Origin of the sequence: Streptomyces sp. NPDC002580 (genome assembly GCF_042889485.1) — a bacterium.
Taxonomy (GTDB): Bacteria; Actinomycetota; Actinomycetes; order Streptomycetales; family Streptomycetaceae; genus Streptomyces.
Genome location: NZ_JBIAQZ010000007.1, coordinates 215,049 through 240,103 on the forward strand (window position 1 = coordinate 215,049; position 25,055 = coordinate 240,103).

Here is a 25,055-nt window from a genome sequence, read left to right on the forward strand (position 1 = left end):
CCTCGCGACGGCAAACAACACGGAAAACCCGTGGGGCAGATGGAGTGGGAAGCCCCGGGACAGTTCCGGACGGACAGGAACGCCGGGTACCGTTGGACCCGGCCCGGACCACGGAAGACCACCGAGGGCCGAGGACCGAGGGCATCGCAAGGAGCTACAGGTGTTCAATGACATAGGACTGCTCGAGCTGGTGACGATCGTCGTCCTCGCCGTGCTCGTCTTCGGTCCCGAGAAGCTCCCGAAGGTGATTCAGGACGTCACGCGCACCATCCGCAAGATCCGCGAGTTCTCGGAGAGCGCCAAGGCGGACATCCGCGATGAACTCGGCCCGGAGTTCAAGGACTTCGAGTTCGAGGACCTTAACCCCAAGACGTTCCTCCGCAAGCAGCTGGACAGGGACGAGCTGGGGCTCAAGGAGATCCGTAACGGCTTCGACCTGAAGAAGGAGATGGCCGACGTCACGGACGCGGTGCACGGCCGCGACGCCGAGCCCTCCGGGTCCTCGAACGGCTCGGCCGGCGGCTCCGTCGACATGACGAAGAAGCGCGAGAAGCTCGAGGCGGACGAGCGCCCGCCGTACGACGCCGACGCCACCTGAGCCGTACGACGGCGCCTGAGCCGTACCGCGGACACCGGTCGAGGAAATCCCCGCCGTCCCCGTGGGAGGCGCTTCCGTGCCCTCGTGGGCCACGCGCCGCCGCCCCCGGAAGGCCGCGGCGCCGGCCTCCGCGGAGCCCGGGGACGTGTTCGGCGGGTGACCGAAAAGATGCCCCGCGCGGCTCGAATCCGCCGTGCGCACGCCTTACGCGCCGGGCGCTTTCGCCGCTGCTCGGAGCGGGGTGGCTATGCTGCCCAGTTGTTGTGCGGACCGACAAGGACGCCCGAGGGGGGCGGGCCACCCGGTCCGACGAGAGCGAGGAGGCGTCCGGCAGATGGAGACGACAAGTCGGGTAGGCGCGCAGGCGCCGGCTGCGGAGGGCGGACAACAGGTCCCCTCCGCCCGGCGCACGGTCGACGGCTACCTGCTGGCGCCCTTCCCTTGGTACGGCCTCGACGAGGCCTTCACGGGGCCGCACTGGCTGATGCAGGTGGGTACCTCGGCGGACGGTGCCGTCGAGCACGGTTCGATCGGGCACGGCGACGAGCCGTCGGTGCGCCCCGAACCGGGCGAGGACAAGGAACGGTTCGCGGTGGTGGTCACCGTCGCCGCCAGCCCCGTACGGCGCAGCGCGGACGGCACGGGACTGCTGGAGGCCACCTCGGTGTCCTCGGCCGCGTGGCTGGCCGGTGTGGGACTGCTGTCCTTCACCTGGCCCGGTCAGATGGACCACACCCTGCGCGACGACTGGCTGGACCAGCAGACCGAGACCGCGTGGGTGCTGGCCGACGACCTGAACGGCCCGGACTGGTCCACGCTGTCCCTTCCCGTGGACGGCGTCCCCACGCCCTTCCACTACCGCGAGTCCGAGTTCGGCTGGGTCCTCGCGGGTTCCACCCAGGAAGGGGTCCACGTGGGCGCGTACGGCCGAGGGATGAGCGCGTACGGGCTGGGCTTCGCGATGATCAAGGACATCGCCGCGTACGACCAGCAGTAGCGCCCCGCCGGTTCTCCGGCAGGCGCTACGAGGAAGGGGGCGCCGTCCGTGCGGACGGCGCCCCCTCCTTCGTACGGGCAGGGCCGCCGCTCCCCTCGTACGGGAAGCGGCGGGACCTCGTGGGGACGTCCCGGGACGTCCTAGAACTTGTTGCGCGGGGTGATTCCCAGCGACATGCCCGACAGGCCGCGCTGACGGCCGCCCAGCTTGCCGGCGATGGCACGCAGCGCCGCGCCGGCGGGGGAGTCGGGGTCGGTCAGGACGACCGGCCTGCCCTCGTCGCCGCCCTCGCGCAGGCGGACGTCGATCGGGATGGAGCCGAGGACCGGGACGGTCGCGCCGGTGGTGCGGGTCAGGCCGTCGGCGACGGACTGGCCGCCGCCGGTGCCGAAGACGTCCACCATCTCGTCGCAGTGCGGGCAGGGCAGCCCCGCCATGTTCTCGACGACGCCCACGATCTTCTGGTGGGTCTGCACGGCGATGGAACCGGCGCGCTCGGCCACCTCGGCCGCCGCCTGCTGCGGGGTCGTGACGACCAGGATCTCGGCGTTCGGGACGAGCTGCGCGACGGAGATCGCGATGTCGCCCGTGCCCGGCGGGAGGTCGAGGAGCAGGACGTCCAGGTCGCCCCAGTACACGTCCGCCAGGAACTGCTGGAGGGCCCGGTGGAGCATGGGGCCGCGCCAGACCACCGGCGCGTTGCCCGGGGTGAACATGCCGATGGAGATGACCTTCACGCCGTGCGCGGACGGCGGCATGATCATGTTCTCGACCTGGGTGGGCCGGCCCTCCGCGCCGAGCATGCGCGGCACCGAGTGGCCGTAGATGTCGGCGTCCACGACGCCGACCTTGAGCCCGTCGGCGGCCATCGCCGCCGCCAGGTTCACGGTGACCGAGGACTTGCCGACGCCGCCCTTGCCGGAGGCGACCGCGTACACGCGGGTGAGCGAGCCGGGCTTGGCGAAGGGCACCTCGCGCTCGGCCGCACCGCCCTTCAGCGCGGTCGCCAGTTCACGGCGCTGTTCGTCGCTCATCACGTCGAGCTCGACCTCGACGGCGGTGACGCCCTCGACCCCCGAGACCGCCTCGGTCACCCGCTGGGTGATCGTGTCGCGCATGGGGCAGCCGGAGACCGTCAGGTACACGGCGACCGCGACCACGCCATCCGCACCGATCCCCACCGATTTGACCATCCCCAGTTCGGTGATGGGTCGGTTGATCTCGGGGTCGTTCACCGTCGCCAGTGCTTCACGCACCGCGTCTTCCGTAACCATAGGGACGATGGTACGGCGCTCCCCATGCACCCCGGAAAGCCCTGTCACCGGTCTTCTACGTCACGTCCCTGCGACCGTTCCGCCGGGAATACGATCCGATCGTCCCGGTGACCGTCGGGATGGCGGTCCTCCAGCTCCTTGACCAGGTCCTGGAGCTCGTTGCGGATCCAGTCGCGGGTGGCGACCTCGCCGAGGCCCATCCGCAGCGCGGCGATCTCGCGGGTGAGGTACTCGGTGTCCGCGATCGAGCGCTCGTTCTGTTTGCGGTCCTGCTCCAGGTTGACCCGGTCGCGGTCGTCCTGCCGGTTCTGCGCGAGCAGGATCAGCGGGGCGGCGTAGGACGCCTGGAGCGACAGCATCAGCGTCAGGAAGATGAACGGGTAGTTGTCGAAACGGAGGTCGCCCGGCGCGAAGATGTTCCACAGCACCCACACGATGATGACGACCGTCATCCAGACGATGAACCGTCCGGTGCCGAGGAAACGGGCGATGCGCTCGGAGAGCCGTCCGAAGGCTTCCGGGTCCCACTCGGGCAGCAGTCTGCGTCCCGGCAGCTTGGGCTGGTCCAGCCGGATGCGCGGCCGGGGCGTGGCCGTCGACCCACTGGCGACCCGCTCACGGGCCTCACGCTCAGGCGCCATGGCGTTCTCCTCCGCCGAGCGGGCCGTCGTCCGGTCCCCGAGGGCCGTCCCCGGGGCCGTGAGTGCCCTCGTGGACGCCTTCACGGCCACCCTCGCGCTCGCCCTCGTGGGTGCCCTCGTGCACGCTCTCGTGCACGCCCTCGTCGAGGTGGAACTCCGTCTCCCGCCAGTCCTCGGGCAGCAGGTGGTCCAGTACGTCGTCCACGGTCACCGCGCCGAGCAGCGAGCCGCTCTCGTCGACGACGGGCGCGGCGACCATGTCGTACGTCGCGAAGAACCCGGCGACCACGGGCAGTTCGTCCTCCGGGGCCAGCGGCTGGAGGTCGTCGTCCACGAGCGAGCCGACCAGGGTGAACGGCGGATCGCGCAGCAGCCGCTGAAAATGCACCGCGCCCAGGTACTTGCCCGTCGGTGTCTCGTCCGGCGGACGGCACACGTACACCTGGGCGGCCAGCGCGGGGGAGAGGTCGGGGTCGCGGACCCGCGCGAGCGCTTCGGCGACGGTCGCGTCGGCCCGCAGCACGATGGGTTCGGTGGTCATGAGTCCGCCGGCCGTCCGTTCCGCGTACGCCATCAGCCGCCGGACGTCCGCCGCCTCGCCGGGCCGCATCAGGGCCAGCAGCCGCTCCACGTCCTCGGTGGGCAGTTCGGCGAGCAGGTCGGCCGCGTCGTCGGGGTCCATCGCCTCCAGGACGTCGGCCGCGCGCTCCTCCTTGAGCTTGCCCAGGATCTCGATCTGGTCGTCCTCGGGCAGTTCTTCGAGGACGTCGGCGAGGCGGTCGTCGTCGAGGGCGGCGGCCACCTCGCCGCGCCGCTTCGGCGACAGGTGGTGCAGCACGTTCGCGAGGTCGGCCGGGCGCAGCTGCTCGAAGGTGGCGAGCAGGCTCTCCGCGCCCTGTCCGTGCTCCTCCAGGGAGAACCCGGTGACGGAGGACCAGTCGACCGTCATCGTCTCGCCCTTGGAGCGCCTGAAGGTGCCGCTGCGGCCCTTGCGGACGAAGACCCGGCCGATCTCCCAGTCCCTGCGGGCCGGCAGCTGCTGGACCGACACGTCCAGGACGGTCACCTCCTCGCCCGTCTCGACGAGGGTCACGAGCCGGTCGAGGAGCTCGCCGAAGACGAGCCGTTCGGTCGGCCGCTGCTCGAAGCGCCGGACGTTCAGGACGCCGGTCGTGATGACCTGGCCGGACTCGATGCCGGTCACCCGGGTCATGGGCAGGAAGATCCGGCGGCGCGTGGACAGTTCGACGACGAGGCCCAGCAGCCGGGGCGGGCGCCGTCCGACGCGCAGCATGGCGACGAGGTCCCGCACGCGGCCCACCTGGTCGCCGTTCGGGTCGAAGACGGCGACACCGGCCAGGTGCGAGACGAAGATCCGGGGGGCGCCTGCGGGCATGCGCGCGCCTCCTTCGCTTCGAAGCGTCATGTGCCGGTCTGTCCGCTCGGGTGGGCTTCAGGCTAGCCCGTCCCGGTCGGATACGCCCTGGTGGGCGGTCCGGACGGACTGCCTCCGTGGGGCCGGGCCGGCACCGGTACGCTGCCGTACGCCGTTGAGGACCGCGCACGAGAGGCAGCCCCACCTGTGACTGCAATTCCCCAGGGCCGTACCCGCAGAGCCGTGACGGTGGCCGCGATGTGCGCACTGGCCGTGACAGGGACGGGCCTGACGGGGTGCGGCAAGGAGGACCCCGACGCGGGGACGAACGGGGTCGGCAAACTGCCCGCCGCCACCATCCAGGCGAAGACGAAGAAGGCGGCCGAGGCGGCGGAGGCCGTACGGCTCTCCGGGACCGTCGTCTCCAACGGGGTCACGTACACCCTCGACATGCGCCTGAAGTCCGACGGCGGCAGCGGCTCGGTCACCTCGAAGGGGGCCGGTTTCCGGCTGCTGAGGGTCGGTGAGCACCTCTTCCTCAAGGCCGACGCCGGGTTCTGGGCCCATGAGGAGGGCAGGAGCGGCGACAAGCCGACGGACACCGCGGCGGCGGAGAAGCTGGAGGGCATGTACGTGAAGGTGCCGACCGGCGACCCGGCGTACAAGCGCTTCAGCGGCTTCACCGACAAGGACGTCCTGCTGGACGGGCTGCTCAGCCTGCACGGCGCCCTCGCCACGGACGGTCATCACGAGCAGTCCGGGGTCCGCACCATCCGCATCACCGGCGACAAGGGCTCGGGCGGCACCCTGGACGTCTCCCTCCAGGGGACCCCGTACCCGCTCCTGCTGTCGCGCGCGGGCAACGCCGGCTCGCTCCGGCTGACCGACTGGGGCAAGGACTTCCCGCTGAAGGAGCCCTCCAAGAAGGAGACGGTCGACTACGGGCAGCAGCTGCCCGCGTCGTAGCCCCGCTTCCAGGTCCTGTCGTCACCTTCCCGTCGTCGCCCGCGAGGCAGGCGGGAGGGTGACGACAGGGCCTACCGGCGCCCGCGCCGCTTCAGCAGCAGACGGGGCAGCGCCGCCGGGATCGGCCGGCGGGTGGTCGCGGGGCTCGGCGGCGGCCGCTCGGCGAGCGAACCGTCGGGCAGCTCGGCGGTGGCGCCGGTCGGCTCCAGGCGCAGCACCCGGCACTCGCGCGCCCAGCGCTCCGGCATGGCCTCGCCGTCGGGGGCGTTCAGCCGTTTGCCCTTGAGCTCGCCGACGGCCGCCTCCCACTCCGGGGAGGCCGGAGCCAGCTCGACGACCCTGGCGGTCCAGGAGACGAGCCGTCCGCCCTTGTCCTTGCTGCGGACGGTGACGACGGCCTCGCCCCCGCCGGTCAGCCCTGGCAGCGGCTGCTCGCCGGGCCCGTCGCCGACGACGCAGGCCGCGCCGTCGTGCCACACGTGCCACAGCGCGCGGGTGGCCGCCTCCCGGCCCGGACCGGGGGGCGTCGGCTCGCCGGAGCCCCGCACCCAGATCAGCCCGGACTTCTTGGTGGCCTCCTCGACGAGGGCCTTGTCGAGCAGCTCTTGCGTCATGGGGCCAAGAGTATCCAGCCCGTACTACAGCCAGCCGTTGCGCTTCAGGATGCGGTGGATGGAGAGGCAGAGCCCGACCGTGGCCCCCATGATCACGGGGTAGCCGTAGCGCCAGTGCAGCTCGGGCATGTACTCGAAGTTCATTCCGTAGACGCCGCAGACCATCGTCGGTACGGCGACGATCGCGGCCCAGGACGTGATCTTGCGCATGTCCTCGTTCTGCGCCACGGAGGCCTGCGCGAGGTTGGCCTGGAGGATCGAGTTGAGCAGTTCGTCGAAGCCGAGGACCTGCTCCTGCACGCGCGCGAGGTGGTCGGCGACGTCGCGGAAGTACTTCTGGATGTCGGGGTCGATGAGCCGCATCGGGCGCTCGCTCAGCAGCTGCATAGGGCGCAGCAGCGGCGACACCGCCCGCTTGAACTCCAGCACCTCGCGCTTGAGCTGGTAGATCTGCCCGGCGTCCGTGCCGCGCGGGGTGCCCTTGCGGCCCGGCGAGAACACCTCGGTCTCGACCTCGTCGATGTCGTCCTGCACGGCGTCTGCGACCGCGATGTAGCCGTCGACCACGTGGTCGGCGATCGCGTGCAGGACCGCCGAGGGGCCCTTGGCGAGCAGCTCGGGGTCGTCCTGGAGCCGGTGCCGCAGCGCGCGCAGCGAGCCCTGGCCGCCGTGCCGGACGGTGATGAAGAAGTCCCGGCCGGTGAAGCACATGACCTCGCCGGTCTCGACGATCTCGCTGGTCGCCGTCAGCCGGTCGTGCTCGACGTAGTGGATGGTCTTGAAGACGGTGAAGAGGGAGTCGTCGTAGCGCTCCAGCTTGGGCCGCTGGTGGGCCTGGACGGCGTCCTCGACGGCCAGCGGGTGCAGGCCGAACTCCCGTGCGATACCGGCGAATTCGTCCTCGGTGGGCTCGTGCAGGCCGATCCACACGAACCCGCCGTCGCGGCGCACCTGACGCATCGCCTCGTGCGGGGTGAGCGGCGTCCGGCTCTGGACGCGGGCACCGTCGCGGTAGACGGCGCAGTCGACCACGGCCGACGGGGTGCCGGGGTCGCGGGTGGTGTCGTACGAGCCACTGTCCTTGCGCGGCGAGGGGCGGGGGCGGACCGCGGCGCGCAGGTCACGGATCATCGACATGGCAGGCTCCTTTTCGCGGGCGGAGGCGGCCGACGACGGTTGGAACTGCCCGGAATGGGGACGTCCTGACTGCGGATGTTTGGCACGTCCACAAAGCGGGAAGCACCGCACCGTCGCGGTGGCGGCTTCGCTGTTGGTTCAGATCGGACAGATCAGGGGTTCAGATCAGACAGATCAGGCGGAAACGAAGCGCTCTTCCGCGGTGCACCGGGCAACGCTGACAGGTATGCACGCGATGGCGAGAGGCAGTAGCCGACAGGGTTGAGAACCCAGCGGGACGAGCTACGGACTCAGCGACCGGAAGAGCGGGTGGTACTGCACGGTCGACTTCGGTCCATTGCAGCCCCACCTCCTCCGGCCGGTCCCCCGTGGGGGACGATCCATCCCCCGAAGGGGAGTCTGTCTCCCTCCGAAGGGGAGTCAGATCAGTCTCAGCGTGCCGGAGCCCGGGAGCAACTCCCCCAGCGCCAAGAGGGTCTGGGTGAAGGCTCCAGCCAGGCGTTGCTCCGACCGGCGGCCAAGACTATCAGCGCACCGATACGTCAAGTCCCGGCTTTGCGCGTTGTTGACCAGGGGTCCAGTGCGCCGTCCGGCGATCCGTGCGGCCTATGCTCGGCGCATGGTTGATGTTCTTCCTCTGGTCGAGGCCCGTTTGCGCTCCGCGCTGGGCGAACCCGACGCGCGGGCCGCGGTCACCTTCCTGGGCACCGACCGCATCGAGGTGTTGCGTTTCACCGAGGGCGACATCGTCCGCTACGCCACGCTGGGCATGTCCGCCCAGCCGATGGCGGACCCCACCGCCGTGCTCGCCGATCCGGTGAAGGGCCCGCGCGCCGAGCTGGTCCTGTCGGTCCGTCCGGGCGGCGCCGACACCGACAAGGCGCTCCGGCCGCTGGCCGTGCTCGCCGCCTCTCCCCAGGTCGAGGGACTGATCGTGGCTCCGGGCGCCTCGCTCGACGTGGGCGAACCCCTGTGGCCCGGCGCGCCGTTCACCTCCGTCCTGGTCGCGGAGTCCGGCGGTCTGGTGGAGGACCTGGAGCTGGACGAGCCCGCCGATCCCGTACGGTTCCTGCCGCTGCTGCCGATGACGCCCAACGAAGCCGCCTGGAAGCGTGTTCACGGCGCCGCCGCACTCCAGGAGCGCTGGCTGAACGGCGGGACGGACCTGCGCGACCCGCTGCGCAAGTCCGTCCCCCTGGACTGACACCCGCTGGGGCTGGGGACTTGACCGATCGTCAAGTCCCGCCCTGGTGAGCCTGTCGCCTTGCGTCTCCCGGTCCGCTCCGATCCGCTCCGGTCAGCCGGCGAGGGCGGTGGCACCGTCCTCGCCGGTGCGGACCGGCGCCCGCTCCTCGGCGGCGGGGGTTCCCCCGCCCGGACGGGGCCGGGAGTGGGGAAGGGCGAGTGCCTCACGCCGTACGAGGACCACCGCCGCGCCCAGCAGCGCGGTGATCGCGGCGACCACGAACGGAACGTGGACGTCGCTCCACTCCTCGATCTTCGGAGCGAAGTACGGCGCCGCCGCGGCCGCGAACCAGCGCACGAAGTTGTAGCCCGCGCTCGCCACCGGACGCGGCGCGTCCGAGACGCCGAGGGCCAGTTCCGTGTAGACGGTGTTGTTCACGCCGATGAAGGCGCCGGACAGGACCGTGCAGACGACGGCGGTGGTGTGGTCGCCGTACCCGAGGACGAGCACGTCGGCGGCGAGCAGCACCAGCGAGCCGCCCAGCACCCTCAGTGAGCCGAACCGGGCCTGCGCGCGCGGTGCCACGATCACCGAGAAGACCGCGAGCAGCACACCCCAGCAGAAGAACACCGCGCCGGACTTGTACGGCGTCATGTCCAGCACGAACGGGGTGAAGGCCAGGACGGTGAAGAAGGTGTAGTTGTAGAAGAACGCGGACGTCGCGGCGGAGGCGAGGCCGCCGTGGCCGAGGGCGCGCAGCGGGTCGAGCGGAGAGGTCCGGCGTGCCGGCTTCGGCTGCTCCTTCAGGAACGCCGTGATGCCCAGGAAGCCGACCGCCATCAGGAAGGCCGTGCCGAAGAAGGGGTAGCGCCAGCTGGCGTCACCGAGCAGGGCTCCCAGCAGGGGCCCGCAGGCCATGCCGAGGCCCAGCGCGGACTCGTACAGCAGGATCGCCGCCGCGCTGCCGCCGGCCGCCGCGCCGACGATGACGGCGAGCGCCGTGGAGACGAACAGGGCGTTGCCGAGGCCCCAGCCGGCCCGGAAGCCGACGAGCTCGCCGACCGACCCCGAGGTGCCGGCGAGTCCGGCGAAGACCACGACGAGGGCGAGGCCGAGCAGCAGGGTCCGCCGCCCGCCGATCCGGCTGGAGACGAAGCCGGTCAGCAGCATCGCGAACGCGGTGATGAGGAAGTACGAGGTGAAGAGCAGGGACACCTGGCCGGCCGTGGCGTCGAGCCCCGCGGCGATGGACGGCAGGATCGGGTCGACGAGCCCGATGCCCATGAAGGCGACGACGGACGCGCCCGCGGTCGCCCAGACGGCCCTCGGCTGTCGCAGGAGGCCCATCGCGCCGGCATCGGCCGTGTTCTCGTCCGCGGGGCCTTCCGTGCTGTTGATCATGCCCGCTCCCTCGCTGTGTCCCGACTGGATCGTTGGCTTATACACACAATAAATTAGGTGAGCTAATTAATGCAAGATGCATGTAGTTTTTGGCGGGACGGGCACACGGCGGACGGGTGATCGTCCTTGACGCGGCGGAGCACGGGGAGGACCGTTGGTCCTTATGAGGGGCGAACCCAGTTGCCCGAAGTGTGGTGGCCGGGTCAGGGCTCCCGGCCTTTTTGCCGATTCCTGGCAGTGCGATGCGCACGGCACGGTGCATCCGCTGCAGCCCGTGATCCCGCCCAGCGTCGAGGCCCTCGGTGTGGTCGTGCACCGCGCCCGGGTCCCGGTGTGGATGCCGTGGCCGCTGCCGGTCGGGTGGCTGTTCACCGGGGCGGCGTTCGCGGGGGACGACCGCAGCGGTGGCCGGGCCACCGTCATCGCCTGCTCGGGGCCCGGGCCGCTGGGCGGCATGGGTGAGCTGATCCTGGTCGCCGAGGAACTCGGCGTAGGCCTCGGCGCGCGGTACGCGGGCATCGACGGACCCGATCCCGGCCCGTACATGAGCGTGGAGAAACCGCCGCAGGCGAAGGTCCTCGCCGCGGGCCGGCCCACTCCGCTCTGGCATGTCTCCAGCTCCCCCGACGACCGGGCCGTCTTCGCGGGCGAGGCGCGCGGGCTGTGGCTGTGGGCTGTCGTCTGGCCCGAGCAGACCGGACTGCTGATGTACGACGAACTGGTCCTGACGGATCTGCGCGACGCGGGCGCGGAGGTGGACCTGCTGCCGTGCGGGGCGCTGTCGCCACGCATCCTGGAGCCGTAGCGCCCCGCGGGACCGCCCGTCCGCGAACGCCGGACACGAAGGGCCCGGAGAGATTCTGTAGGGGGCGCCCGCCCGGTACGGGTGTGACAAGAGGGTCGCGGATTCCCGTTATCCTTGAGCGTCCCCGTCCGTTTCGTCACCGCCTGGAGTCGCGTAGTGCGCATCGATCTGCACGCCCACTCCATCGCCTCCGACGGTACGGACACTCCGGCCGAGCTGGTGCGCAACGCGGCGGCGGCCGGTCTGGACGTCGTCGCGCTGACCGACCACGACACCACCCGCGGGCACACCGAGGCGATCGCCGCGCTGCCCGAGGGGCTCACCCTCGTCACCGGCGCCGAACTCTCCTGCCGCGTCGACGGCATCAGCATGCACATGCTGGCCTACCTCTTCGATCCCGAGGAGCCCGCACTGCTCGCCGAGCGCGAACTGGTGCGGGACGACCGGGTGCCGCGCGCCAAGGGCATGGTCGCCAGGCTCCGGGAGCTCGGTGTGCCGATCACCTGGGAGCGGGTGGCGCGCATCGCGGGCGACGGATCGGTCGGGCGCCCGCACATCGCCTCCGCGCTGGTCGAACTGGGCGTCGTCGGCAGTGTCTCCGACGCCTTCACCGAGCAGTGGCTCGCCGACGGGGGCCGCGCCTACGTCCCCAAGCACGAGACCGACCCCTTCGAGGCGATCCGGCTGGTCAAGGGGGCCGGTGGCGTCACCGTGTTCGCGCACCCGGCCGCCGCCAAGCGGGGCCGCACCGTGCCGGAGTCGGTGATCGCGGAGCTCGCCACGGCGGGACTCGACGGCATCGAGGTCGACCACATGGACCACGAGCCGGCCACCCGCGCGCGGCTGCGCGGCCTGGCCGCCGAACTGGGGCTGCTCACCACGGGCTCGTCCGACTACCACGGCAGCCGCAAGACCTGTGTGCTCGGCGAGTTCACGACGGATCCCGAGGTCTACGGGGAGATCACCCGCCGGGCCACCGGGGCGTTCCCGGTGCCGGGCGCGGGCGGAGCCTGAGACCGGCCGTTCCGTGCCGGACCTGGTCGCCAGGTCTGCTCCGGACGTGGCCGACCTGCCGTCAGGTCCGTTTCGGCGGGCCGATGGCGTCCTGAGGCCGGTATCGGCCGCTCGTCCCGTATCGGCCGGTCGGCTCGCACGAGCCGGGCGGCCCTGACGGGCTGGTCGGTCCGCACAAGCCGGTCGGACCGGGCGAGCCGGCCGGTCCGCGCGAGCTGATTGGTTCGCGCCGGCCGGGTCCGGTCCGTCCCGTCTCCGCGTCGCCGGACCCCGTAGTCGTCCGGCACGGCCCGCGCGGCGGTCGCGCCGCGTCCGTGCACGGCTCACTCCAGCAGGCCCCGAGCCGTCCCGTGCTCCGTGGCCGCCCCGGGCCCCGCGTCGGCAGGCTCCCTGTCGTCGGGCCCGTGTCCCGGGTGGTCGGAAGACCCGTCCACCCCCGCTCACCACCTCGCAAGGCTTCCCTTCACCATGTTCGACGTCGCCGTCTTCGGCTCCCTGTTCCTCACGCTCTTCGTCATCATGGATCCCCCCGGGATCACCCCGATCTTCCTGGCGCTCACCGCCGGCCGCCCCGCGCGGGTGCAGCGGCGGATGGCCTTCCAGGCGGTCTGCGTCGCCGGTGGCGTGATCACCGTCTTCGGGCTCCTCGGGCACCAGATCCTGGACTACCTGCACGTCTCCGTGCCCGCGCTGATGATCGCGGGCGGACTGCTGCTCCTGCTCATCGCGCTCGACCTGCTGACCGGCAAGACGGACGAGCCGAAGCAGACCAAGGACGTGAACGTCGCCCTCGTGCCCCTGGGCATGCCGTTGCTCGCCGGGCCCGGCGCGATCGTCTCCGTGATCCTCGCGGTGCAGAAGGCCGACAGCGTCGCCACCCAGGTCTCGGTGTGGACCGCCATCCTCGCGATCCATGTCGTGCTGTGGGTGGTGATGCGCTACTCGCTGCTGATCATCCGCGTCATCAAGGACGGCGGCGTCGTGCTGGTGACCCGGCTCGCGGGGATGATGCTCTCCGCGATCGCGGTCCAGCAGATCATCAACGGCGTCACCCAGGTGATCCGGGGGAGCTGACCGCTCCGGGCGGACACACGGAGCCCCGCACGGCATCGCCGTGCGGGGCTCCGAAGTCTGAGCGGTGTCCGCCGTCCGCGGCGCGTCGGTGCGCTACGGGGCGTGTCCCCGTATTACGAGGCGGACGTGTCGGCCGGGCGGATCCACAGTCGCTGCCCTATGGCGGCGGCCTGCTGAACGATCCGGTTGACGGAGGCGGCGTCCACGACAGTGCTGTCCACGGGCGTGCCGTCGACATCGTCGAGTCGCATGATTTCGAAGCGCAAGGGCTTCTCCCTTCGTCTGGTCATCCTCCTGAGGAGAACTACTTGTGTCGGAAGGCGAGTCGTCGGTGTTCCCGCCTCTCCCGTACACCTAGCCAACGGGATGCGTGTTACAAACATTCCCTACGCTAAGGAAATTTTTCGAGAACCTAATTACCCGTGGGTAAGCCGAGTGGCGGAGACTGAACGACGCCGGTTGTGTTCGCAGCGTGACCGCCGGGACAATGGAACCGATGAACGACGACCACACGGCGCTCGCCGCCCGCATAGACCGTACGAACGAGTTGCTCCAGCGCATGCTCGCCGAGGTCGCGAAGACGCCCTCCACCCACGCGATCTTCGTCGACGCCGGATATCTGTACGCGGCCGCGGGGCGGCTCGTCGCCGGCACGGAGGACCGCCGTTCGTTCGACCTGGACACCGAGGGCCTCATCGAGGCACTCATCGACCGGGCCCGCACGATCTTCGCGGACAGCAGGCTGCTGCGCGTCTACTGGTACGACGGCGCGCGACGCCGCATCCACACCGCGGAGCAGCAGTCGATCGCCGAACTCCCCGATGTGAAGGTCCGGTTGGGCAATCTGAACGCCAACAACCAGCAGAAGGGCGTCGATTCGCTCATCAGGTCCGACCTGGAGTCCCTCGCCCGGCACCGTGCCATCAGTGACGCGGCGCTGCTCGGCGGCGACGAGGATCTCGTCTCCGCAGTCGAGGCGGCGCAGGGCTACGGGGCCCGGGTCCACCTTTGGGGCATCGAGGCGCCCGAGGGCCGCAACCAGGCCGAACCGCTGCTCTGGGAGGTCGACAGCCAGCGCACGTTCGACCTCGACTTCTTCAAGCCGTACGTGGCGCGGCGGACCGCCCAGTCGTACGACCCGACGGCGGCCGCCCGGCCCACCCGGGAGGACGTGCGCTTCGTCGGCGCCCAGATCGTCGCGAAGTGGCTGGCTGCGCGGGGCCGGGAGTCCCTGGTGGAGCTGCTGCCCGGGCACCCCTACCTCCCCGGCTCGGTCGACCAGGACCTGCTGGTCGAGGCCGAGGGACTGCTCCAGTACTCCCTGCGCGGCCAGTCGGACCTGCGCCGCGCACTGCGCGACGGCTTCTGGGAACACCTTCAGGCGCAGTACTAGACCGGCGCTGGGCACAGTGCCGGGCGCAAGGCTGGGCGCGGGTGCCGGGTGCCGGGTGCCGGGTGCGCGGAGGGGCGGGGCCGCCGTACGGGTGGCGCCGGGCAGGGGCGTCCCCGACCTCACAGGGCAGTACGGCTAGGGCAGGTCCCGGCGGGCGGTGCTGCTCCAGAAGCCGGCCAGAGCGCGGGCGGTCGCCAGGGGCTCGTCGGCGTTGGGGGAGTGCTCCGCCCCCTCGACGAGCGTGCGGTGGGCGTCGAGCCGCACGGCCATCTCGTCCAGCAGGGAGACCGGCCAGGTGTCGTCCCGCTCGCCCGAGATGACGTGCTTCGGGAGGGGGACGGCGGCCAGTTCGGTGACGCGGTCGGGCTCGACGCACAGCTGACGGCCCGTGGCGACGAGCTGGGCCGGGCTGTTGCCGAGCCAGCGGCGGCGCAGGTCGGCGAGGTCGTCGAGCCCCGCGTCCAGCCCGCCGGTGTCGGTTTCCTCCGGTGGCTCCATCGCGCGTATCGCCTCCCACACCTCGGCCATGCTCATCACGGCCAGCGCGTCCCGCAGCAGCTTGACGCGCTCCTGCTGGGCCGGGGAGATCTCGGCGGGACCGGAGGCCATGAGCGTCAGCGAGACGAACGGCGAGGCGTCGATGAGCACCGCCGCGCGGGCGATCTGGCCGCCCAGCGAATGCCCCAGGAGATGCACGGGGGAGCCGATCGCGGCGGCCTGCGCGAGTACGTCCTGCGCCAACTCGCTCTGCGCGTAAGCCGTTTCGTCGTCCCGGGGTCCGTCGGTCTCGAACTGGCCGCGCCCGTCCACAGCCACCGTCCGGTATCCCGCAGCGGCCAGGGGCGCGTGCAGCGCGATGAAGTCCTCCTTGCTGCCGGTGAACCCCGGCAGCAGCAGCGCGGTGCCCTCGGGTGGCCCGTCGGGGGCGGCGTCGAGCACGGCGAACTCGCCGCGTGAGGTCGACAGCCGGTAGGCGCGGACACCGGCGGGCGGGACGAACGTATAGGGCCTGCTCATGCGGAGGAGGCTATCGGGCGACGGCGGCCGTCGCGCGGCGGGTGGGTGGCCTTCGGCCGTGACGATGCCGTCGTCCCGTCCTCGCGGCCGGTTCCCGGCGGTCGTGGTCGGTCGACGGCCCTCGGGCCGCCCCACGCGTCACGGGGGCCGGGTTCCGTACGGTCAAGGGTCCGGGGCCGGCTCGAACAGCTCCGTCGTGCGCGGCCCACGGCCCGGGAGACCCGGCGCGCACGGCGACCCGCCCCATGGCTCGGCCGGTCGGTCGTGTGCCGGCGGGTGCGGGGCCGTAGCGGGCCGGTGAGGGGGAGAACGCCGATGGCCCGGCCCCACCGGAAGGTGGGACCGGGCCATCGGACGGGAGATCAGCTCTCCGTGGGCTCCGCGGCGACGGCCTTGCGGGTCCGGCGGCGTACGGGCTTGGCCTCGGCGTCCTCCGCCACGTCCGTGGCGACGGCGGCCTTCGCCCGGGTACGGCGCGGCTTGGCCGGAGCCTCGGCGACGGCCTCGACCGTGTCGAGGACGGTCTCCGCGGCCTTGCGGGTGCGTCGGCGGGCGGCGGGCTCGGCCTCGGCGTCGTCCGTGGCCTGGGCCGGGATGTCGGCGTCGGCGACGGCCTTGCGGGTCCGGCGGCGTACGGGCTTGGCCTCGGCGTCCTCCGCCACGTCCGTGGCGACGGCGGCCTTCGCCCGCGAACGCCGCGGCTTGGTCTCGGCGACCGCCTCGGCGACCTCGGTCGCGGCTGCCTCGGCGGTGTCGAGTACGGCCTCGGCGGCCTTGCGGGTCCGGCGACGCACCGGCTTGGCCGGGGCCTCCGTGACCTCGACGGCCTCGGTGACCGGCTCGGCCACGGGCGCCGTCTCGACGGCCTTGCGGGTCCGGCGGCGTACGGGCTTGGCCGGAGCCTCGGCGGCGATCTCGGCGACGACCTGGGCGGCGACGCTCTCGACCACGGCCTCGGCCGCGGTCACCGGCGCCTGGGCCGTCTCGACGAGGGTGTCGACGGTCTCGACGGGCTTGCGGGTCCGGCGACGGCGCGACCTGGCCTGCTCGCCGACGACAGCCTCGGCCGTCTCGACGACGACCTCCGCGGCCTCGGCTACCGGAGCGGCCACGACAGCGGCGGCCACCTGCTCGGAGCCGGCTCCGGAACGGGTCCGGCGACGGCGGCGCGGCGTGCGGGGCTCGGTGGCCTCGGTGGACGCGGGAGCCGCAGCCGGAGAGACGGCCGCCTCGTCCGGCGCCGCACCGCTGCGCGTACGACGGCGCTGGCGCGGCGTGCGCTCCGAACGCTCACGATCACGTTCGCCGGCGGCCGGGGGCGCCGAACGGCCACCGCGGCCACGCGGACCGCCGCCACGGCCACCGGTCTCGCCCAGGTCCTCGACCACTTCGGCCGAGAGCCCGGCGCGGACACGCTCGGAACGCGGCAGGACACCCTTGGTGCCGACCGGGATCTTGAGTTCCTCGAAGAGGTGCGGGGACGTGGAGTACGTCTCCGGCGGGTCGTTGAAGCCGAGGTCCAGCGCCTTGTTGATCAGCTGCCAGCGCGGGATGTCGTCCCAGTCGACGAGGGTGATCGCGATGCCCTTGGCGCCCGCGCGGCCGGTGCGGCCGATGCGGTGCAGGTACGTCTTCTCGTCCTCGGGGGACTGGTAGTTGATGACGTGGGTGACACCCTCGACGTCGATGCCGCGGGCGGCCACGTCGGTACAGACGAGGACGTCGACCTTGCCGTTGCGGAAGGCGCGCAGCGCCTGCTCGCGGGCGCCCTGGCCGAGGTCGCCGTGGACCGCGCCGGAGGCGAAGCCGCGCTGCTGGAGCTGGTCCGCGAGGTCGGCCGCCGTGCGCTTGGTACGGCAGAACACCATGGCCAGGCCCCGGCCGTCGGCCTGCAGTATGCGGGACACCAGCTCGGGCTTGTCCATGTTGTGCGCGCGGTAGATGAACTGCTCGGTGTTGCGGACCGTCGCGCCCGAGTCGTCCGGCTCGGAGGCGCGGATGTGCGTGGGCTGCGACATGTAGCGACGCGCGAGACCGATGACCGCGCCCGGCATGGTCGCCGAGAACAGCATCGTCTGACGGCGGGCCGGCAGCATGTTCATGATCTTCTCGACGTCGGGCAGGAAGCCCAGGTCGAGCATCTCGTCGGCTTCGTCGAGGACGAGAGCCTTGATGTGCTTGAGGTTCAGCTTCTTCTGGCCCGCGAGGTCCAGCAGCCGTCCAGGGGTGCCGACGATGACGTCGACGCCCTTCTTCAGGGCCTCCACCTGGGGCTCGTACGCCCGGCCGCCGTAGATGGCGAGAACGCGCACGTTGCGGACCTTGCCCGCGGTCAGCAGGTCGTTCGTCACCTGGGTGCACAGCTCGCGCGTCGGGACGACGACGAGGGCCTGCGGGGCGTCGGTCAGCTGCTCGGGCGTGGCCCGGCCCGCCTCGACGTCCGCGGGGACGGTGACGCGCTCGAGGAGCGGAAGGCCGAAGCCCAGCGTCTTGCCGGTACCGGTCTTGGCCTGGCCGATGACGTCGCTGCCCGAAAGGGCGACGGGGAGCGTCATCTCCTGGATGGGGAACGGGGTGACGATGCCGACGGCCTCAAGGGCTTCGGCCGTCTCGGGAAGGATTCCGAGGTCTCGGAAAGTCGTAGTCAGGGTGCTGCCTCTTCTGTGTACGCGGTGCGAGGCGAGCGCGGGGGTCGTGTCGGGACCGTGCCGGGGACGTCGGCCGCTCTTGACGGGCTGGCCGAGTGGCATGGGACCACTGCCGACGCTCGAGCTCTCGTGCCGCTGAGGGTTCCCTCCGGATGTCGTACGCAAGGTGCCGTACCGACTGAAGGAGGGCTGTCGGGTCGGAGCCGATCGGGCCACCGACCGGGCATCCTCATTCGTGCGGCCCGTCGAATACTCGCCGGGCGCATTACCACCATACCCCGGAATCACGCACACGCGATGGCCGATTTGGTCACGTAGTCGTCGTCACACTGGTTGACCAGGGACTTCCACCGCGCTGTCAGCGGGCTATTGTGCGCTTCATGACGACGCCTGACAACGCCGCTGAGAAGCCCGCCGAGGCCCCCGCCGACACCGCTCCCGCGGCCACCGGAGTAGCAGCGCAGGACTGGGACACGGCCTCGGCCGAGCCGCAGTACCGCGCCGCGGTCGTGGACCTGCTCGGAGCCCTCGCGTACGGCGAGCTCGCGGCGTTCGAGCGGCTCGCGGAGGACGCGAAGCTGGCGCCCACGCTGAGCGACAAGGCCGAGCTGGCGAAGATGGCGTCGGCCGAGTTCCACCACTTCGAGCAGTTGCGGGACCGGCTCGCCGCGATCGGCGCGGAGCCCACGCAGGCGATGGAGCCGTTCGTCGCGGCGCTCGACGGCTTCCACAAGCAGACGGCGCCCTCGGACTGGCTGGAAGGCCTGGTCAAGGCGTACGTCGGCGACTCGATCGCCAGTGACTTCTACCGTGAGGTCGCGGCCCGTCTCGACTCGGACACGCGGGGGCTCGTCCTCGGCGTCCTGGACGACACCGGTCACGCCGGCTTCGCCATCGAGAAGGTGCGCGCCGCGATCGACGCCGACCCGAGGGTGGGCGGCCGGCTCGCGCTGTGGGCGCGACGGCTGATGGGCGAGGCGCTGTCCCAGTCGCAGCGCGTGGTCGCCGACCGTGACGCCCTGTCGACGATGCTGGTGGGCGGGGTCGCGGACGGCTTCGACCTCGCGGAGGTCGGCCGGATGTTCTCCCGGATCACCGAGGCGCACACCAAGCGGATGGCCGCACTGGGTCTCGCGGCGTAGACGCACGGGAAGCCCGGGAAGTTCGCGAGGCCAGGGAAGTCCGGGCGGCCGGGTAAGCCCGGCGGCTGTCCGGGAAACGTCCCGCGGGACGGGACCGGGGGCGCGGTCCGGAGGCGGTCTCCCGGACCTCAGCCACGCGGTTGGCGTCGGCGGGGCCCGCGGGACGGGCTACGCCGTCGCCGAGCTGCGTCGAAAACGCTCCTCCGGGCGCAGCAGCAGCGACAGCAGCGCCGCGGCGACGGCCACCGCGCCGAGGAGAATCACCAGGAAGTGCCCGGAGCCCAGTGCCGTGTGCGTCAGGAAGGCGCCGAACAGGGCTCCCGCCACACCGGTCGACAGGACGAGGCTGCGGGAGGGCAGGCGGTGCGGCAGGCGGTACGCAGCCCCCCACGCCAACGCGAAACCGAGCAGCGCGGACCCGAGGGCTTCCAAGAACATGGTGAGGTTTCCTCCCGCACGGCCGGTGCAAATCGGTCGTAGCCCGTCCTACCCGTGACGTGCGGAACGCAACCCTCCCGCCCGTGCGTCCTGTGCTCCGTCCGCGGACGTGCGACATGACCGTGCGGCCCGGGCGCGGGGGTCGCCGGACGGTCGCCGACGGTGTCCGGACCGCCGCCCACGGCGTTCGGACGGCGGCGGGTCGACGATTCCGACGTATCGCGGTCCCGACGGTGGTGAGCGGCCGGGCGGACGCCCGTGGGGCGACGCGCGCGCCGGACGAATGTGCCGGAACGGGTGTGGCGCCCAGCGGAACGGGTGCGGTGTCCAGCGGGTGGCGGTGGTACGTGAAGGGGCCCGGTGACATCGTCACCGGGCCCCTTCACGTACCACCGAGCAGCTCTACAGAGCGCTGAATCCGACCTTGCGCTGCGTGGGCTCGCCGAGCTCCACGTACGCCAGTCGGTCGGCCGGAACCAGGACCTTGCGGCCGTGGTCGTCCACGAGGCTGAGCAGCTGCGACTTGCCTGCCAGCGCCTCGGACACCGCGCGCTCGACCTCTTCCGGGGTCTGACCGCTCTCCAGAACGATCTCGCGGGGCGCGTGCTGCACGCCGATCTTGACCTCCACGGCTTTGTCCCTCCGACGGTCAGTCATGTGCGCGTTCGTACGCGCCGTACGCAGCACACATTAGCCCGGTGAGGGGAGGCGCACGCTCAGCCGGGGAACGCCAGGAGCGAACAGCGGACGGGAACAAGGAAGCGGCCGGGGGCGTGCCCCCGGCCGCTTCCTCCGTGTCGGTCGCGATCGGACTCCGTACCGAGGGATGCCGTCGGTGGACGGTGCCGAGGGCGGACGGTGCCGGCGGTGCCCGGCGTCAGCGGATGCCGATGGCGTCCCGCCCGGTGTCAGTGGCCTTCGAGGGCGTGCAGCGGGAAACCCGCGATGCCCCGCCAGGCGAGCGAGGTCAGCAGCTGTACCGCCTGGTCGCGCGGGACACTGCGGTCGCTGTGCAGCCAGGACCGGGCCACCACCTGGGCCAGGCCGCCGAGACCCGAGGCCAGGAGCATGGACTCCTCGCGCGAAAGGCCCGTGTCCTCCGCGATGACGTCGCAGATCGCCTCGGCGCACTGGTGCGTCACCTTGTCGACGCGCTCGCGCACCGCCGGCTCGTTGGTCAGGTCCGACTCGAAGACCAGCCGGAAGGCGCCGCCGTCGTCCTCGACGTACGCGAAGTAGGCGTCCATCGTGGCGCGGACGCGCAGCTTGTTGTCCGACGTCGAGGCGAGCGCCGCCCGCACCGCCAGGAGCAGCGACTCGCAGTGCTGGTCCAGCAGCGCGAGGTACAGATCGAGCTTGCCCGGGAAGTGCTGGTAGAGAACCGGCTTGCTGACGCCCGCGCGCTCGGCGATGTCGTCCATGGCGGCCGAGTGATACCCCTGCGCAACGAAAACTTCCTGGGCGGCGCCGAGGAGCTGGTTGCGTCGGGCACGGCGCGGCAGGCGAGTGCCCCGCGGGCGTGCTGCCTCTGTCTGCTCGATGGCTGTCACGCCGCCTCCCAAAATTGTCCACGTGCGGGTGTGCGCCGCGTCGCCATCGTACTTTTCGGTAACCCCGCTGTGTGCGGTGCGAGCGCAGAATTTCACGGACCGGACGCCGACGGCGGCGGCACACAGTGGGCCGAAGGGGACCAGCTGGGCGCCCGGCCGCCTCGGCGGCCTCGATCAGCGGTGTCACGTCACCGGATAGTCGTCCTCGTTCTGCCGGACGACCCGGGCCTGCTCGGCGAGATCCGCCTCGTTCGCGTTGAGCTGGTCGCCCGGGGGTTCCGGGTCGACGTCGTCCGCGGGCTCCAGCTCCGCGGACTGCTCGGCGGCGTCGGCCTCCGAGGCTTCCGCGTCGAGGATCTCCCGGAACTGGTCATCGAAAGTTCCGGGGTCTGTCGGGTCGACTGTCATGGTTCCTCTTCCCGAACGGGTACGAGCGCGCTTCTGGTGTGCGTACGAGTGCCCTCCTTCGAAGCCTAGGAGACGCGCGATCCGGACGCTATGCGATCCACTCGCGATCTGTGACCGCGAACACATGAGCCCCCGCGTGATCGTCTCGTAACATTGCGGCATGTCTTCGACGGAACTCCCTGCCGCACCGGCCGCAACCGTCCTGCCCAGGGTCGGCGCCGTCCGCGTCGCGGAGGGGGAGCGGCTGCGATCGGTCGGGCTCCCCGGGATCACCCTGACCATCCGGTCGAGACCACCGGTGCGACAGGGCCTGCCGCCCGCGCTGTACGTGCACGGCCTGGGCGGTTCCTCGCAGAACTGGTCGGCGCTGATGGCCCTGCTCGACGGCCTCGTGGACGGCGAGGCCGTCGATCTGCCGGGCTTCGGCGACTCGCCGCCCCCGGACGACGGCGACTACTCGGTCACGGGACACGCGCGCGCGGTCATCCGTTGTCTGGACGCCTCCGGACGCGGACCCGTGCACCTCTTCGGCAACTCCCTCGGCGGGGCCGTCGCGACCCGCGTCGCGGCCGTGCGGCCGGATCTCGTCCGGACGCTCACGCTGGTCTCGCCCGCGCTGCCCGAGATTCGCGCGCAGCGCTCCGCGTTGCCGACCGCGCTGCTCGCCCTGCCCGGAGTGGCCGGGCTGTTCACCCGGCTCACCAGGGACTGGAGCGCCGAGCAGCGCGTACGGGGAGTGCTCGCCCTCTGTTACGGCGATCCCGGCATCGTGACGCCCGAAGGGTTCCGGCACGCGGTCGAGGAGATGGAGCGGCGGCTCGCCCTCCCCTATTTCTGGGACGCCATGGCCCGCTCGGCACGCGGGGTCGTCAACGCGTACACGCTGGGCGGGCAGCACGGATTGTGGCGTCAGGCCGAGCGGGTGCTGGCCCCGACGCTGCTCGTGTACGGCGGCCGGGACCAACTCGTCGGCTACCGTATGGCCCAGCGCGCGGCCCGTGCCTTCCGTGATTCCCGGCTGTTGTCCCTGCCGGACGCGGGGCACGTCGCCATGATGGAGTATCCGGAGGCGGTGGCCACCGCTTTTCGTGAACTCCTGGCGGACCTGGGAGAGTTGCCCTCCTCGGTGGTTATCGGCGCGGAGAGCTGAGGCGGGAAGTGGGACGACACAGTCGTCGGGGGCGGGCCGACAAGCCGGACACCTCGCGGACGCGAGCGGTTCCGGCGGCGGAGGCGGCACCCGCTCCGGCGCCGGCCCCGGAGCGCACCCGCCGCGCGGCCGCACCGCCGAACGGCGCCCTGGGGCCCTACCCGCCCGCGGGCGGGGCCGGGACGAGGGGTGCGCCCGGGACGAGGGGCGCGCCGCGTTTCGACGACCCGACCCCGGCACACGGCTTCCCGATGCCGACGGACGGCACTCCCGCCCGCGGGGTCCCTCGCTACGCGGACGGCACTCCCTCGCACGGTACGCCGCGGTTCCCTGACGGGACCCCGGCGCACGGTATGCCGCGGTTCCCCGACGGAACGCCGGCGCACGGTATGCCGCGGTTCCCTGATGGAACGCCGGCGCACGGGACGCCCCGGGTCCGGGGCGGGCATCCCGAACAGCGTGAACCGGGCGGCGGCTGGGGGAATCCCCCGGCCGGCGGAACTCCGCGGGGCGCGCCTCCCGGGCGGGTCCCCCGACAGCGACAGGAGCCCGCGACGGCTCCCCGGCAGTCGTACGTCGACGCGTTCGACCTCGAGGCGGACGGCCGCGGCGGCGCTCCGGGGCACACGGACGGTCCCGCCGCCCCTCATGGTTCCGCGGCGAACTGGGACTCCCCGGCCTCCGACCCCGGTGAGGGATCGCGGCCGGAGGCGGAGGACCAGGCCGACGGGAAGGGGCGCAAGGGCTGGGCGTTCACCGGGATCGCGGCGGCCGCCGTCACCACCGTCCTGGCCGTCGTCGTGGCCGGACAGGCCGTCTCGGGACAGCACGACGCGGGCGCGCGGACACAGGCCGCCGACGACGGCGGCCGCGTGACCCAGGACTCCGCCTCGCGCGGCGACGACCGGCCGACCCAGTCGGGGGTGCCGAACGTCGCCGCGGCGCCCCTGACGTACGGCGAGAAGATGGCCAGGACGTACGAGCTCGGCGCGAAGCTCAAGGGATCGGGGAAGTTCGACGCGGTGCCCGGAATCGCCAAGGCGCCGGGCAAGGGGCACAAGTACACCTATCGCGTGGACATCGAACAGGGCCTCGACCTCGACGGTGAACTCTTCGCCGAAGCCGTGCAGAAGACCCTGAACGACGAACGGAGCTGGTCCCACGGCGGCACCCGCACCTTCGAGCGGATCCACTCCGGGAAGCCGGACTTCGTGATCACGCTGGCGAGCCCGGGCACCACCGCCGACTGGTGCGCCAAGTCGGGGCTCGACACCACGGAGGACAACGTGTCGTGCGACTCGGCGTCCACCGAGCGCGTCATGATCAACGCGTACCGCTGGGCCCAGGGTTCCACGACCTACGGCGACGACAAGATCCACTCCTATCGGCAGATGCTGATCAACCACGAGGTCGGCCACCGGCTCGGATACGGTCACGTCACTTGCGACAAGGACGGCGAACTCGCCCCGGTCATGCAGCAGCAGACCAAGTTCCTCGACCACGACGGAGTGCACTGTCTGGCCAACCCCTGGGCTTTTCCCGAGAGCTGACGGAGAGTCGAGTCCGGGTCGAGGCTGAGAGCCGACGGGGGAGCCGAGGCCGCGTCGAGCTTTTTCGGCCCGGCCGGACACCGGTGCCTGACGCGTTGGGCGAACCCTGTGCTCGTCCGCCCGCCTCCGCGTCGGTCCGTCCCCGGGTCCGTACTGGGGTCTGTCCCCGTTCCTGTTCCGGGGGTTCGTCTCTGGGCCGTCCCCGGGTCCGCCTCTGGGTTCGTCTTCCGTCTCCCGGTCCGACTCGCCCACGCGCACGGTGTGGACGGGCGGTCGGTGTGGACGGGTGGTCGAGCACGGGCGCGTCGGCGCGGTCCTCTGTGCGCGCCGGGAGGCGTACACCCGGGAATGCCTCCGCTCGCCCCGGAGGTCGCGGCTCGCCCCGGAGGTCGCGGCTCGCCCCGGAGGTCGCGGCGCGGCGCCGCTCGGAGCGCGCGCGAAGCTGTCCCCGAGGTGAGCCGATCGAAGGCCCGAGCCCAGCGAAACGTGACTGCTTGATCCCCTAGCGCGCCAAAACGCCGCCTGTGCGGGAAAGTTACGGCCGTTCACCCCTTCTGGTGGGGGGGGGGGGGCCCCCCCCCGCCCCCCCCCCCCCGGGGCGCCCAAGTGGTACCCCCGGCGGGGCCCGGGGGCCACCCGGGGCCCCAAACAGGGGGTAGCGGGGGGTTTTGTGTGGT

The 25,055-nt window shown here is 71.8% G+C and carries 24 protein-coding genes; 11 read left to right on the forward strand and 13 right to left on the reverse strand.

What is annotated here, in order from left to right:
* The first annotated feature begins 160 nt into the window (after nucleotides 1-160).
* A complete protein-coding gene (locus ACFYW7_RS22540; RefSeq protein ID WP_389505036.1) occupies nucleotides 161-598 on the forward strand; it encodes a sec-independent translocase in 438 nt (145 codons plus the stop codon).
* Nucleotides 599-932: 334 nt separating this feature from the next.
* Nucleotides 933-1,595 carry a hypothetical protein gene (locus ACFYW7_RS22545; RefSeq protein ID WP_389505038.1) on the forward strand — a complete coding sequence of 221 codons (663 nt, stop codon included), beginning with the start codon at nucleotides 933-935 and terminating at the stop codon, nucleotides 1,593-1,595.
* A gap of 140 nt (nucleotides 1,596-1,735) precedes the next feature.
* On the opposite strand, the gene ACFYW7_RS22550 is transcribed toward ACFYW7_RS22545, so the two are convergent.
* Genes ACFYW7_RS22550 through ACFYW7_RS22560 form a run of 3 tightly spaced genes read right to left on the reverse strand, consistent with a single transcriptional unit; the run spans nucleotide 1,736 to nucleotide 4,906 of the window.
* Nucleotides 1,736-2,869, reverse strand: coding sequence for an Mrp/NBP35 family ATP-binding protein (locus ACFYW7_RS22550; RefSeq protein WP_389505040.1), 1,134 nt, complete (start codon nucleotides 2,867-2,869; stop codon nucleotides 1,736-1,738).
* 44 nt (nucleotides 2,870-2,913) lie between these two features.
* Nucleotides 2,914-3,510 carry a DUF1003 domain-containing protein gene (locus ACFYW7_RS22555; RefSeq protein ID WP_389505042.1) on the reverse strand — a complete coding sequence of 199 codons (597 nt, stop codon included), beginning with the start codon at nucleotides 3,508-3,510 and terminating at the stop codon, nucleotides 2,914-2,916.
* Nucleotides 3,500-4,906 carry a magnesium transporter MgtE N-terminal domain-containing protein gene (locus ACFYW7_RS22560; protein ID WP_389505044.1) on the reverse strand — a complete coding sequence of 469 codons (1,407 nt, stop codon included), beginning with the start codon at nucleotides 4,904-4,906 and terminating at the stop codon, nucleotides 3,500-3,502. The genes ACFYW7_RS22555 and ACFYW7_RS22560 overlap by 11 nt, the downstream gene beginning before the upstream one ends.
* Nucleotides 4,907-5,092: 186 nt before the next feature.
* Between ACFYW7_RS22560 and ACFYW7_RS22565 the strand changes: the two genes are divergently transcribed.
* Nucleotides 5,093-5,851: a hypothetical protein gene (locus tag ACFYW7_RS22565; RefSeq protein WP_389505047.1), complete on the forward strand. Its 759-nt coding sequence runs from the start codon at nucleotides 5,093-5,095 to the stop codon at nucleotides 5,849-5,851.
* A gap of 71 nt (nucleotides 5,852-5,922) precedes the next feature.
* Here the strand turns inward: ACFYW7_RS22565 and ACFYW7_RS22570 are convergent, their stop codons facing one another.
* Together ACFYW7_RS22570 and ACFYW7_RS22575 are read right to left on the reverse strand one after the other, a co-directional pair.
* Nucleotides 5,923-6,465 (reverse strand): hypothetical protein, encoded by a 543-nt coding sequence (locus ACFYW7_RS22570; protein ID WP_389505049.1) that lies wholly within the window; start codon nucleotides 6,463-6,465, stop codon nucleotides 5,923-5,925.
* 24 nt (nucleotides 6,466-6,489) lie between these two features.
* Nucleotides 6,490-7,602, reverse strand: a complete 1,113-nt coding sequence (locus ACFYW7_RS22575) for a magnesium and cobalt transport protein CorA (RefSeq protein WP_389505051.1) — start codon at nucleotides 7,600-7,602, stop codon at nucleotides 6,490-6,492.
* 619 nt (nucleotides 7,603-8,221) lie between these two features.
* On the opposite strand from ACFYW7_RS22575, the gene ACFYW7_RS22580 reads away from it, so the two are divergent.
* Nucleotides 8,222-8,806 (forward strand): suppressor of fused domain protein, encoded by a 585-nt coding sequence (locus tag ACFYW7_RS22580; RefSeq protein ID WP_389505053.1) that lies wholly within the window; start codon nucleotides 8,222-8,224, stop codon nucleotides 8,804-8,806.
* 93 nt (nucleotides 8,807-8,899) lie between these two features.
* Here ACFYW7_RS22580 and ACFYW7_RS22585 read toward each other — a convergent pair whose 3' ends face one another.
* The gene (locus ACFYW7_RS22585) at nucleotides 8,900-10,189 is read right to left on the reverse strand and encodes an MFS transporter (RefSeq protein WP_389505055.1); all 1,290 of its coding nucleotides are present in this window, start codon (nucleotides 10,187-10,189) and stop codon (nucleotides 8,900-8,902) included.
* 163 nt (nucleotides 10,190-10,352) lie between these two features.
* Between ACFYW7_RS22585 and ACFYW7_RS22590 the strand changes: the two genes are divergently transcribed.
* The 3 genes from ACFYW7_RS22590 (at nucleotide 10,353) to ACFYW7_RS22600 (ending at nucleotide 13,082) form a co-directional block, all read left to right on the forward strand.
* Nucleotides 10,353-10,994, forward strand: a complete 642-nt coding sequence (locus ACFYW7_RS22590) for a DUF6758 family protein (protein ID WP_389505057.1) — start codon at nucleotides 10,353-10,355, stop codon at nucleotides 10,992-10,994.
* A 156-nt stretch (nucleotides 10,995-11,150) separates the two neighbouring features.
* Nucleotides 11,151-12,008 carry a PHP domain-containing protein gene (locus ACFYW7_RS22595; RefSeq protein WP_389505059.1) on the forward strand — a complete coding sequence of 286 codons (858 nt, stop codon included), beginning with the start codon at nucleotides 11,151-11,153 and terminating at the stop codon, nucleotides 12,006-12,008.
* 468 nt (nucleotides 12,009-12,476) lie between these two features.
* Entirely contained in the window at nucleotides 12,477-13,082 is a 606-nt protein-coding gene (locus ACFYW7_RS22600) for a MarC family protein (protein ID WP_389505061.1), read from the forward strand.
* 113 nt (nucleotides 13,083-13,195) lie between these two features.
* Here the strand turns inward: ACFYW7_RS22600 and ACFYW7_RS22605 are convergent, their stop codons facing one another.
* Nucleotides 13,196-13,372, reverse strand: coding sequence for a hypothetical protein (locus tag ACFYW7_RS22605; RefSeq protein ID WP_267031761.1), 177 nt, complete (start codon nucleotides 13,370-13,372; stop codon nucleotides 13,196-13,198).
* A 206-nt stretch (nucleotides 13,373-13,578) separates the two neighbouring features.
* Between ACFYW7_RS22605 and ACFYW7_RS22610 the strand changes: the two genes are divergently transcribed.
* A complete protein-coding gene (locus ACFYW7_RS22610) occupies nucleotides 13,579-14,475 on the forward strand; it encodes an NYN domain-containing protein (protein ID WP_389505063.1) in 897 nt (298 codons plus the stop codon).
* A 135-nt stretch (nucleotides 14,476-14,610) separates the two neighbouring features.
* On the opposite strand, the gene ACFYW7_RS22615 is transcribed toward ACFYW7_RS22610, so the two are convergent.
* Together ACFYW7_RS22615 and ACFYW7_RS22620 are read right to left on the reverse strand one after the other, a co-directional pair.
* Nucleotides 14,611-15,492 (reverse strand): alpha/beta fold hydrolase, encoded by an 882-nt coding sequence (locus ACFYW7_RS22615; protein ID WP_389505065.1) that lies wholly within the window; start codon nucleotides 15,490-15,492, stop codon nucleotides 14,611-14,613.
* Between the two features lie 362 nt (nucleotides 15,493-15,854).
* The gene (locus tag ACFYW7_RS22620) at nucleotides 15,855-18,047 is read right to left on the reverse strand and encodes a DEAD/DEAH box helicase (protein WP_389505068.1); all 2,193 of its coding nucleotides are present in this window, start codon (nucleotides 18,045-18,047) and stop codon (nucleotides 15,855-15,857) included.
* Between the two features lie 473 nt (nucleotides 18,048-18,520).
* On the opposite strand from ACFYW7_RS22620, the gene ACFYW7_RS22625 reads away from it, so the two are divergent.
* On the forward strand, nucleotides 18,521-19,282 hold the full coding sequence (locus tag ACFYW7_RS22625; protein ID WP_389505070.1) for a ferritin-like fold-containing protein: 762 nt from the start codon (nucleotides 18,521-18,523) through the stop codon (nucleotides 19,280-19,282).
* Nucleotides 19,283-19,450: 168 nt separating this feature from the next.
* On the opposite strand, the gene ACFYW7_RS22630 is transcribed toward ACFYW7_RS22625, so the two are convergent.
* The 4 genes from ACFYW7_RS22630 to ACFYW7_RS22645 all read right to left on the reverse strand — a co-directional run bounded on the left by ACFYW7_RS22630 (nucleotide 19,451) and on the right by ACFYW7_RS22645 (nucleotide 21,678).
* Nucleotides 19,451-19,720: a hypothetical protein gene (locus tag ACFYW7_RS22630; RefSeq protein WP_389505072.1), complete on the reverse strand. Its 270-nt coding sequence runs from the start codon at nucleotides 19,718-19,720 to the stop codon at nucleotides 19,451-19,453.
* A gap of 402 nt (nucleotides 19,721-20,122) precedes the next feature.
* Nucleotides 20,123-20,350: a DUF3107 domain-containing protein gene (locus tag ACFYW7_RS22635; protein ID WP_028801993.1), complete on the reverse strand. Its 228-nt coding sequence runs from the start codon at nucleotides 20,348-20,350 to the stop codon at nucleotides 20,123-20,125.
* A gap of 278 nt (nucleotides 20,351-20,628) precedes the next feature.
* Nucleotides 20,629-21,270 carry a TetR/AcrR family transcriptional regulator gene (locus tag ACFYW7_RS22640; RefSeq protein WP_389505074.1) on the reverse strand — a complete coding sequence of 214 codons (642 nt, stop codon included), beginning with the start codon at nucleotides 21,268-21,270 and terminating at the stop codon, nucleotides 20,629-20,631.
* 183 nt (nucleotides 21,271-21,453) lie between these two features.
* Entirely contained in the window at nucleotides 21,454-21,678 is a 225-nt protein-coding gene (locus ACFYW7_RS22645; RefSeq protein WP_389505076.1) for a hypothetical protein, read from the reverse strand.
* A 160-nt stretch (nucleotides 21,679-21,838) separates the two neighbouring features.
* On the opposite strand from ACFYW7_RS22645, the gene ACFYW7_RS22650 reads away from it, so the two are divergent.
* Both ACFYW7_RS22650 and ACFYW7_RS22655 read left to right on the forward strand, forming a co-directional pair.
* Nucleotides 21,839-22,828, forward strand: coding sequence for an alpha/beta fold hydrolase (locus ACFYW7_RS22650; RefSeq protein WP_389505078.1), 990 nt, complete (start codon nucleotides 21,839-21,841; stop codon nucleotides 22,826-22,828).
* An 8-nt stretch (nucleotides 22,829-22,836) separates the two neighbouring features.
* Nucleotides 22,837-24,378: a DUF3152 domain-containing protein gene (locus ACFYW7_RS22655; RefSeq protein ID WP_389505081.1), complete on the forward strand. Its 1,542-nt coding sequence runs from the start codon at nucleotides 22,837-22,839 to the stop codon at nucleotides 24,376-24,378.
* The last annotated feature ends 677 nt before the right edge of the window (nucleotides 24,379-25,055 follow it).

What these genes read in the sequence shown, in the direction of transcription:
- ACFYW7_RS22580 (WP_389505053.1), top strand. Translation starts at nt 8,222, where the DNA reads ATGGTTGATGTTCTTCCTCTGGTCGAGGCCCGTTTGCGCTCCGCGCTG.
- ACFYW7_RS22605 (WP_267031761.1), bottom strand. Translation starts at nt 13,372, where the DNA reads ATGACCAGACGAAGGGAGAAGCCCTTGCGCTTCGAAATCATGCGACTC.
- ACFYW7_RS22550 (WP_389505040.1), bottom strand. Translation starts at nt 2,869, where the DNA reads ATGGTTACGGAAGACGCGGTGCGTGAAGCACTGGCGACGGTGAACGAC.
- ACFYW7_RS22600 (WP_389505061.1), top strand. Translation starts at nt 12,477, where the DNA reads ATGTTCGACGTCGCCGTCTTCGGCTCCCTGTTCCTCACGCTCTTCGTC.
- ACFYW7_RS22575 (WP_389505051.1), bottom strand. Translation starts at nt 7,602, where the DNA reads ATGTCGATGATCCGTGACCTGCGCGCCGCGGTCCGCCCCCGCCCCTCG.
- ACFYW7_RS22645 (WP_389505076.1), bottom strand. Translation starts at nt 21,678, where the DNA reads ATGACAGTCGACCCGACAGACCCCGGAACTTTCGATGACCAGTTCCGG.
- ACFYW7_RS22610 (WP_389505063.1), top strand. Translation starts at nt 13,579, where the DNA reads ATGAACGACGACCACACGGCGCTCGCCGCCCGCATAGACCGTACGAAC.
- ACFYW7_RS22620 (WP_389505068.1), bottom strand. Translation starts at nt 18,047, where the DNA reads ATGACGCTCCCCGTCGCCCTTTCGGGCAGCGACGTCATCGGCCAGGCC.
- ACFYW7_RS22560 (WP_389505044.1), bottom strand. Translation starts at nt 4,906, where the DNA reads ATGCCCGCAGGCGCCCCCCGGATCTTCGTCTCGCACCTGGCCGGTGTC.
- ACFYW7_RS22630 (WP_389505072.1), bottom strand. Translation starts at nt 19,720, where the DNA reads ATGTTCTTGGAAGCCCTCGGGTCCGCGCTGCTCGGTTTCGCGTTGGCG.
- ACFYW7_RS22555 (WP_389505042.1), bottom strand. Translation starts at nt 3,510, where the DNA reads ATGGCGCCTGAGCGTGAGGCCCGTGAGCGGGTCGCCAGTGGGTCGACG.
- ACFYW7_RS22615 (WP_389505065.1), bottom strand. Translation starts at nt 15,492, where the DNA reads ATGAGCAGGCCCTATACGTTCGTCCCGCCCGCCGGTGTCCGCGCCTAC.
- ACFYW7_RS22545 (WP_389505038.1), top strand. Translation starts at nt 933, where the DNA reads ATGGAGACGACAAGTCGGGTAGGCGCGCAGGCGCCGGCTGCGGAGGGC.
- ACFYW7_RS22650 (WP_389505078.1), top strand. Translation starts at nt 21,839, where the DNA reads ATGTCTTCGACGGAACTCCCTGCCGCACCGGCCGCAACCGTCCTGCCC.
- ACFYW7_RS22625 (WP_389505070.1), top strand. Translation starts at nt 18,521, where the DNA reads ATGACGACGCCTGACAACGCCGCTGAGAAGCCCGCCGAGGCCCCCGCC.
- ACFYW7_RS22585 (WP_389505055.1), bottom strand. Translation starts at nt 10,189, where the DNA reads ATGATCAACAGCACGGAAGGCCCCGCGGACGAGAACACGGCCGATGCC.
- ACFYW7_RS22570 (WP_389505049.1), bottom strand. Translation starts at nt 6,465, where the DNA reads ATGACGCAAGAGCTGCTCGACAAGGCCCTCGTCGAGGAGGCCACCAAG.
- ACFYW7_RS22590 (WP_389505057.1), top strand. Translation starts at nt 10,353, where the DNA reads ATGAGGGGCGAACCCAGTTGCCCGAAGTGTGGTGGCCGGGTCAGGGCT.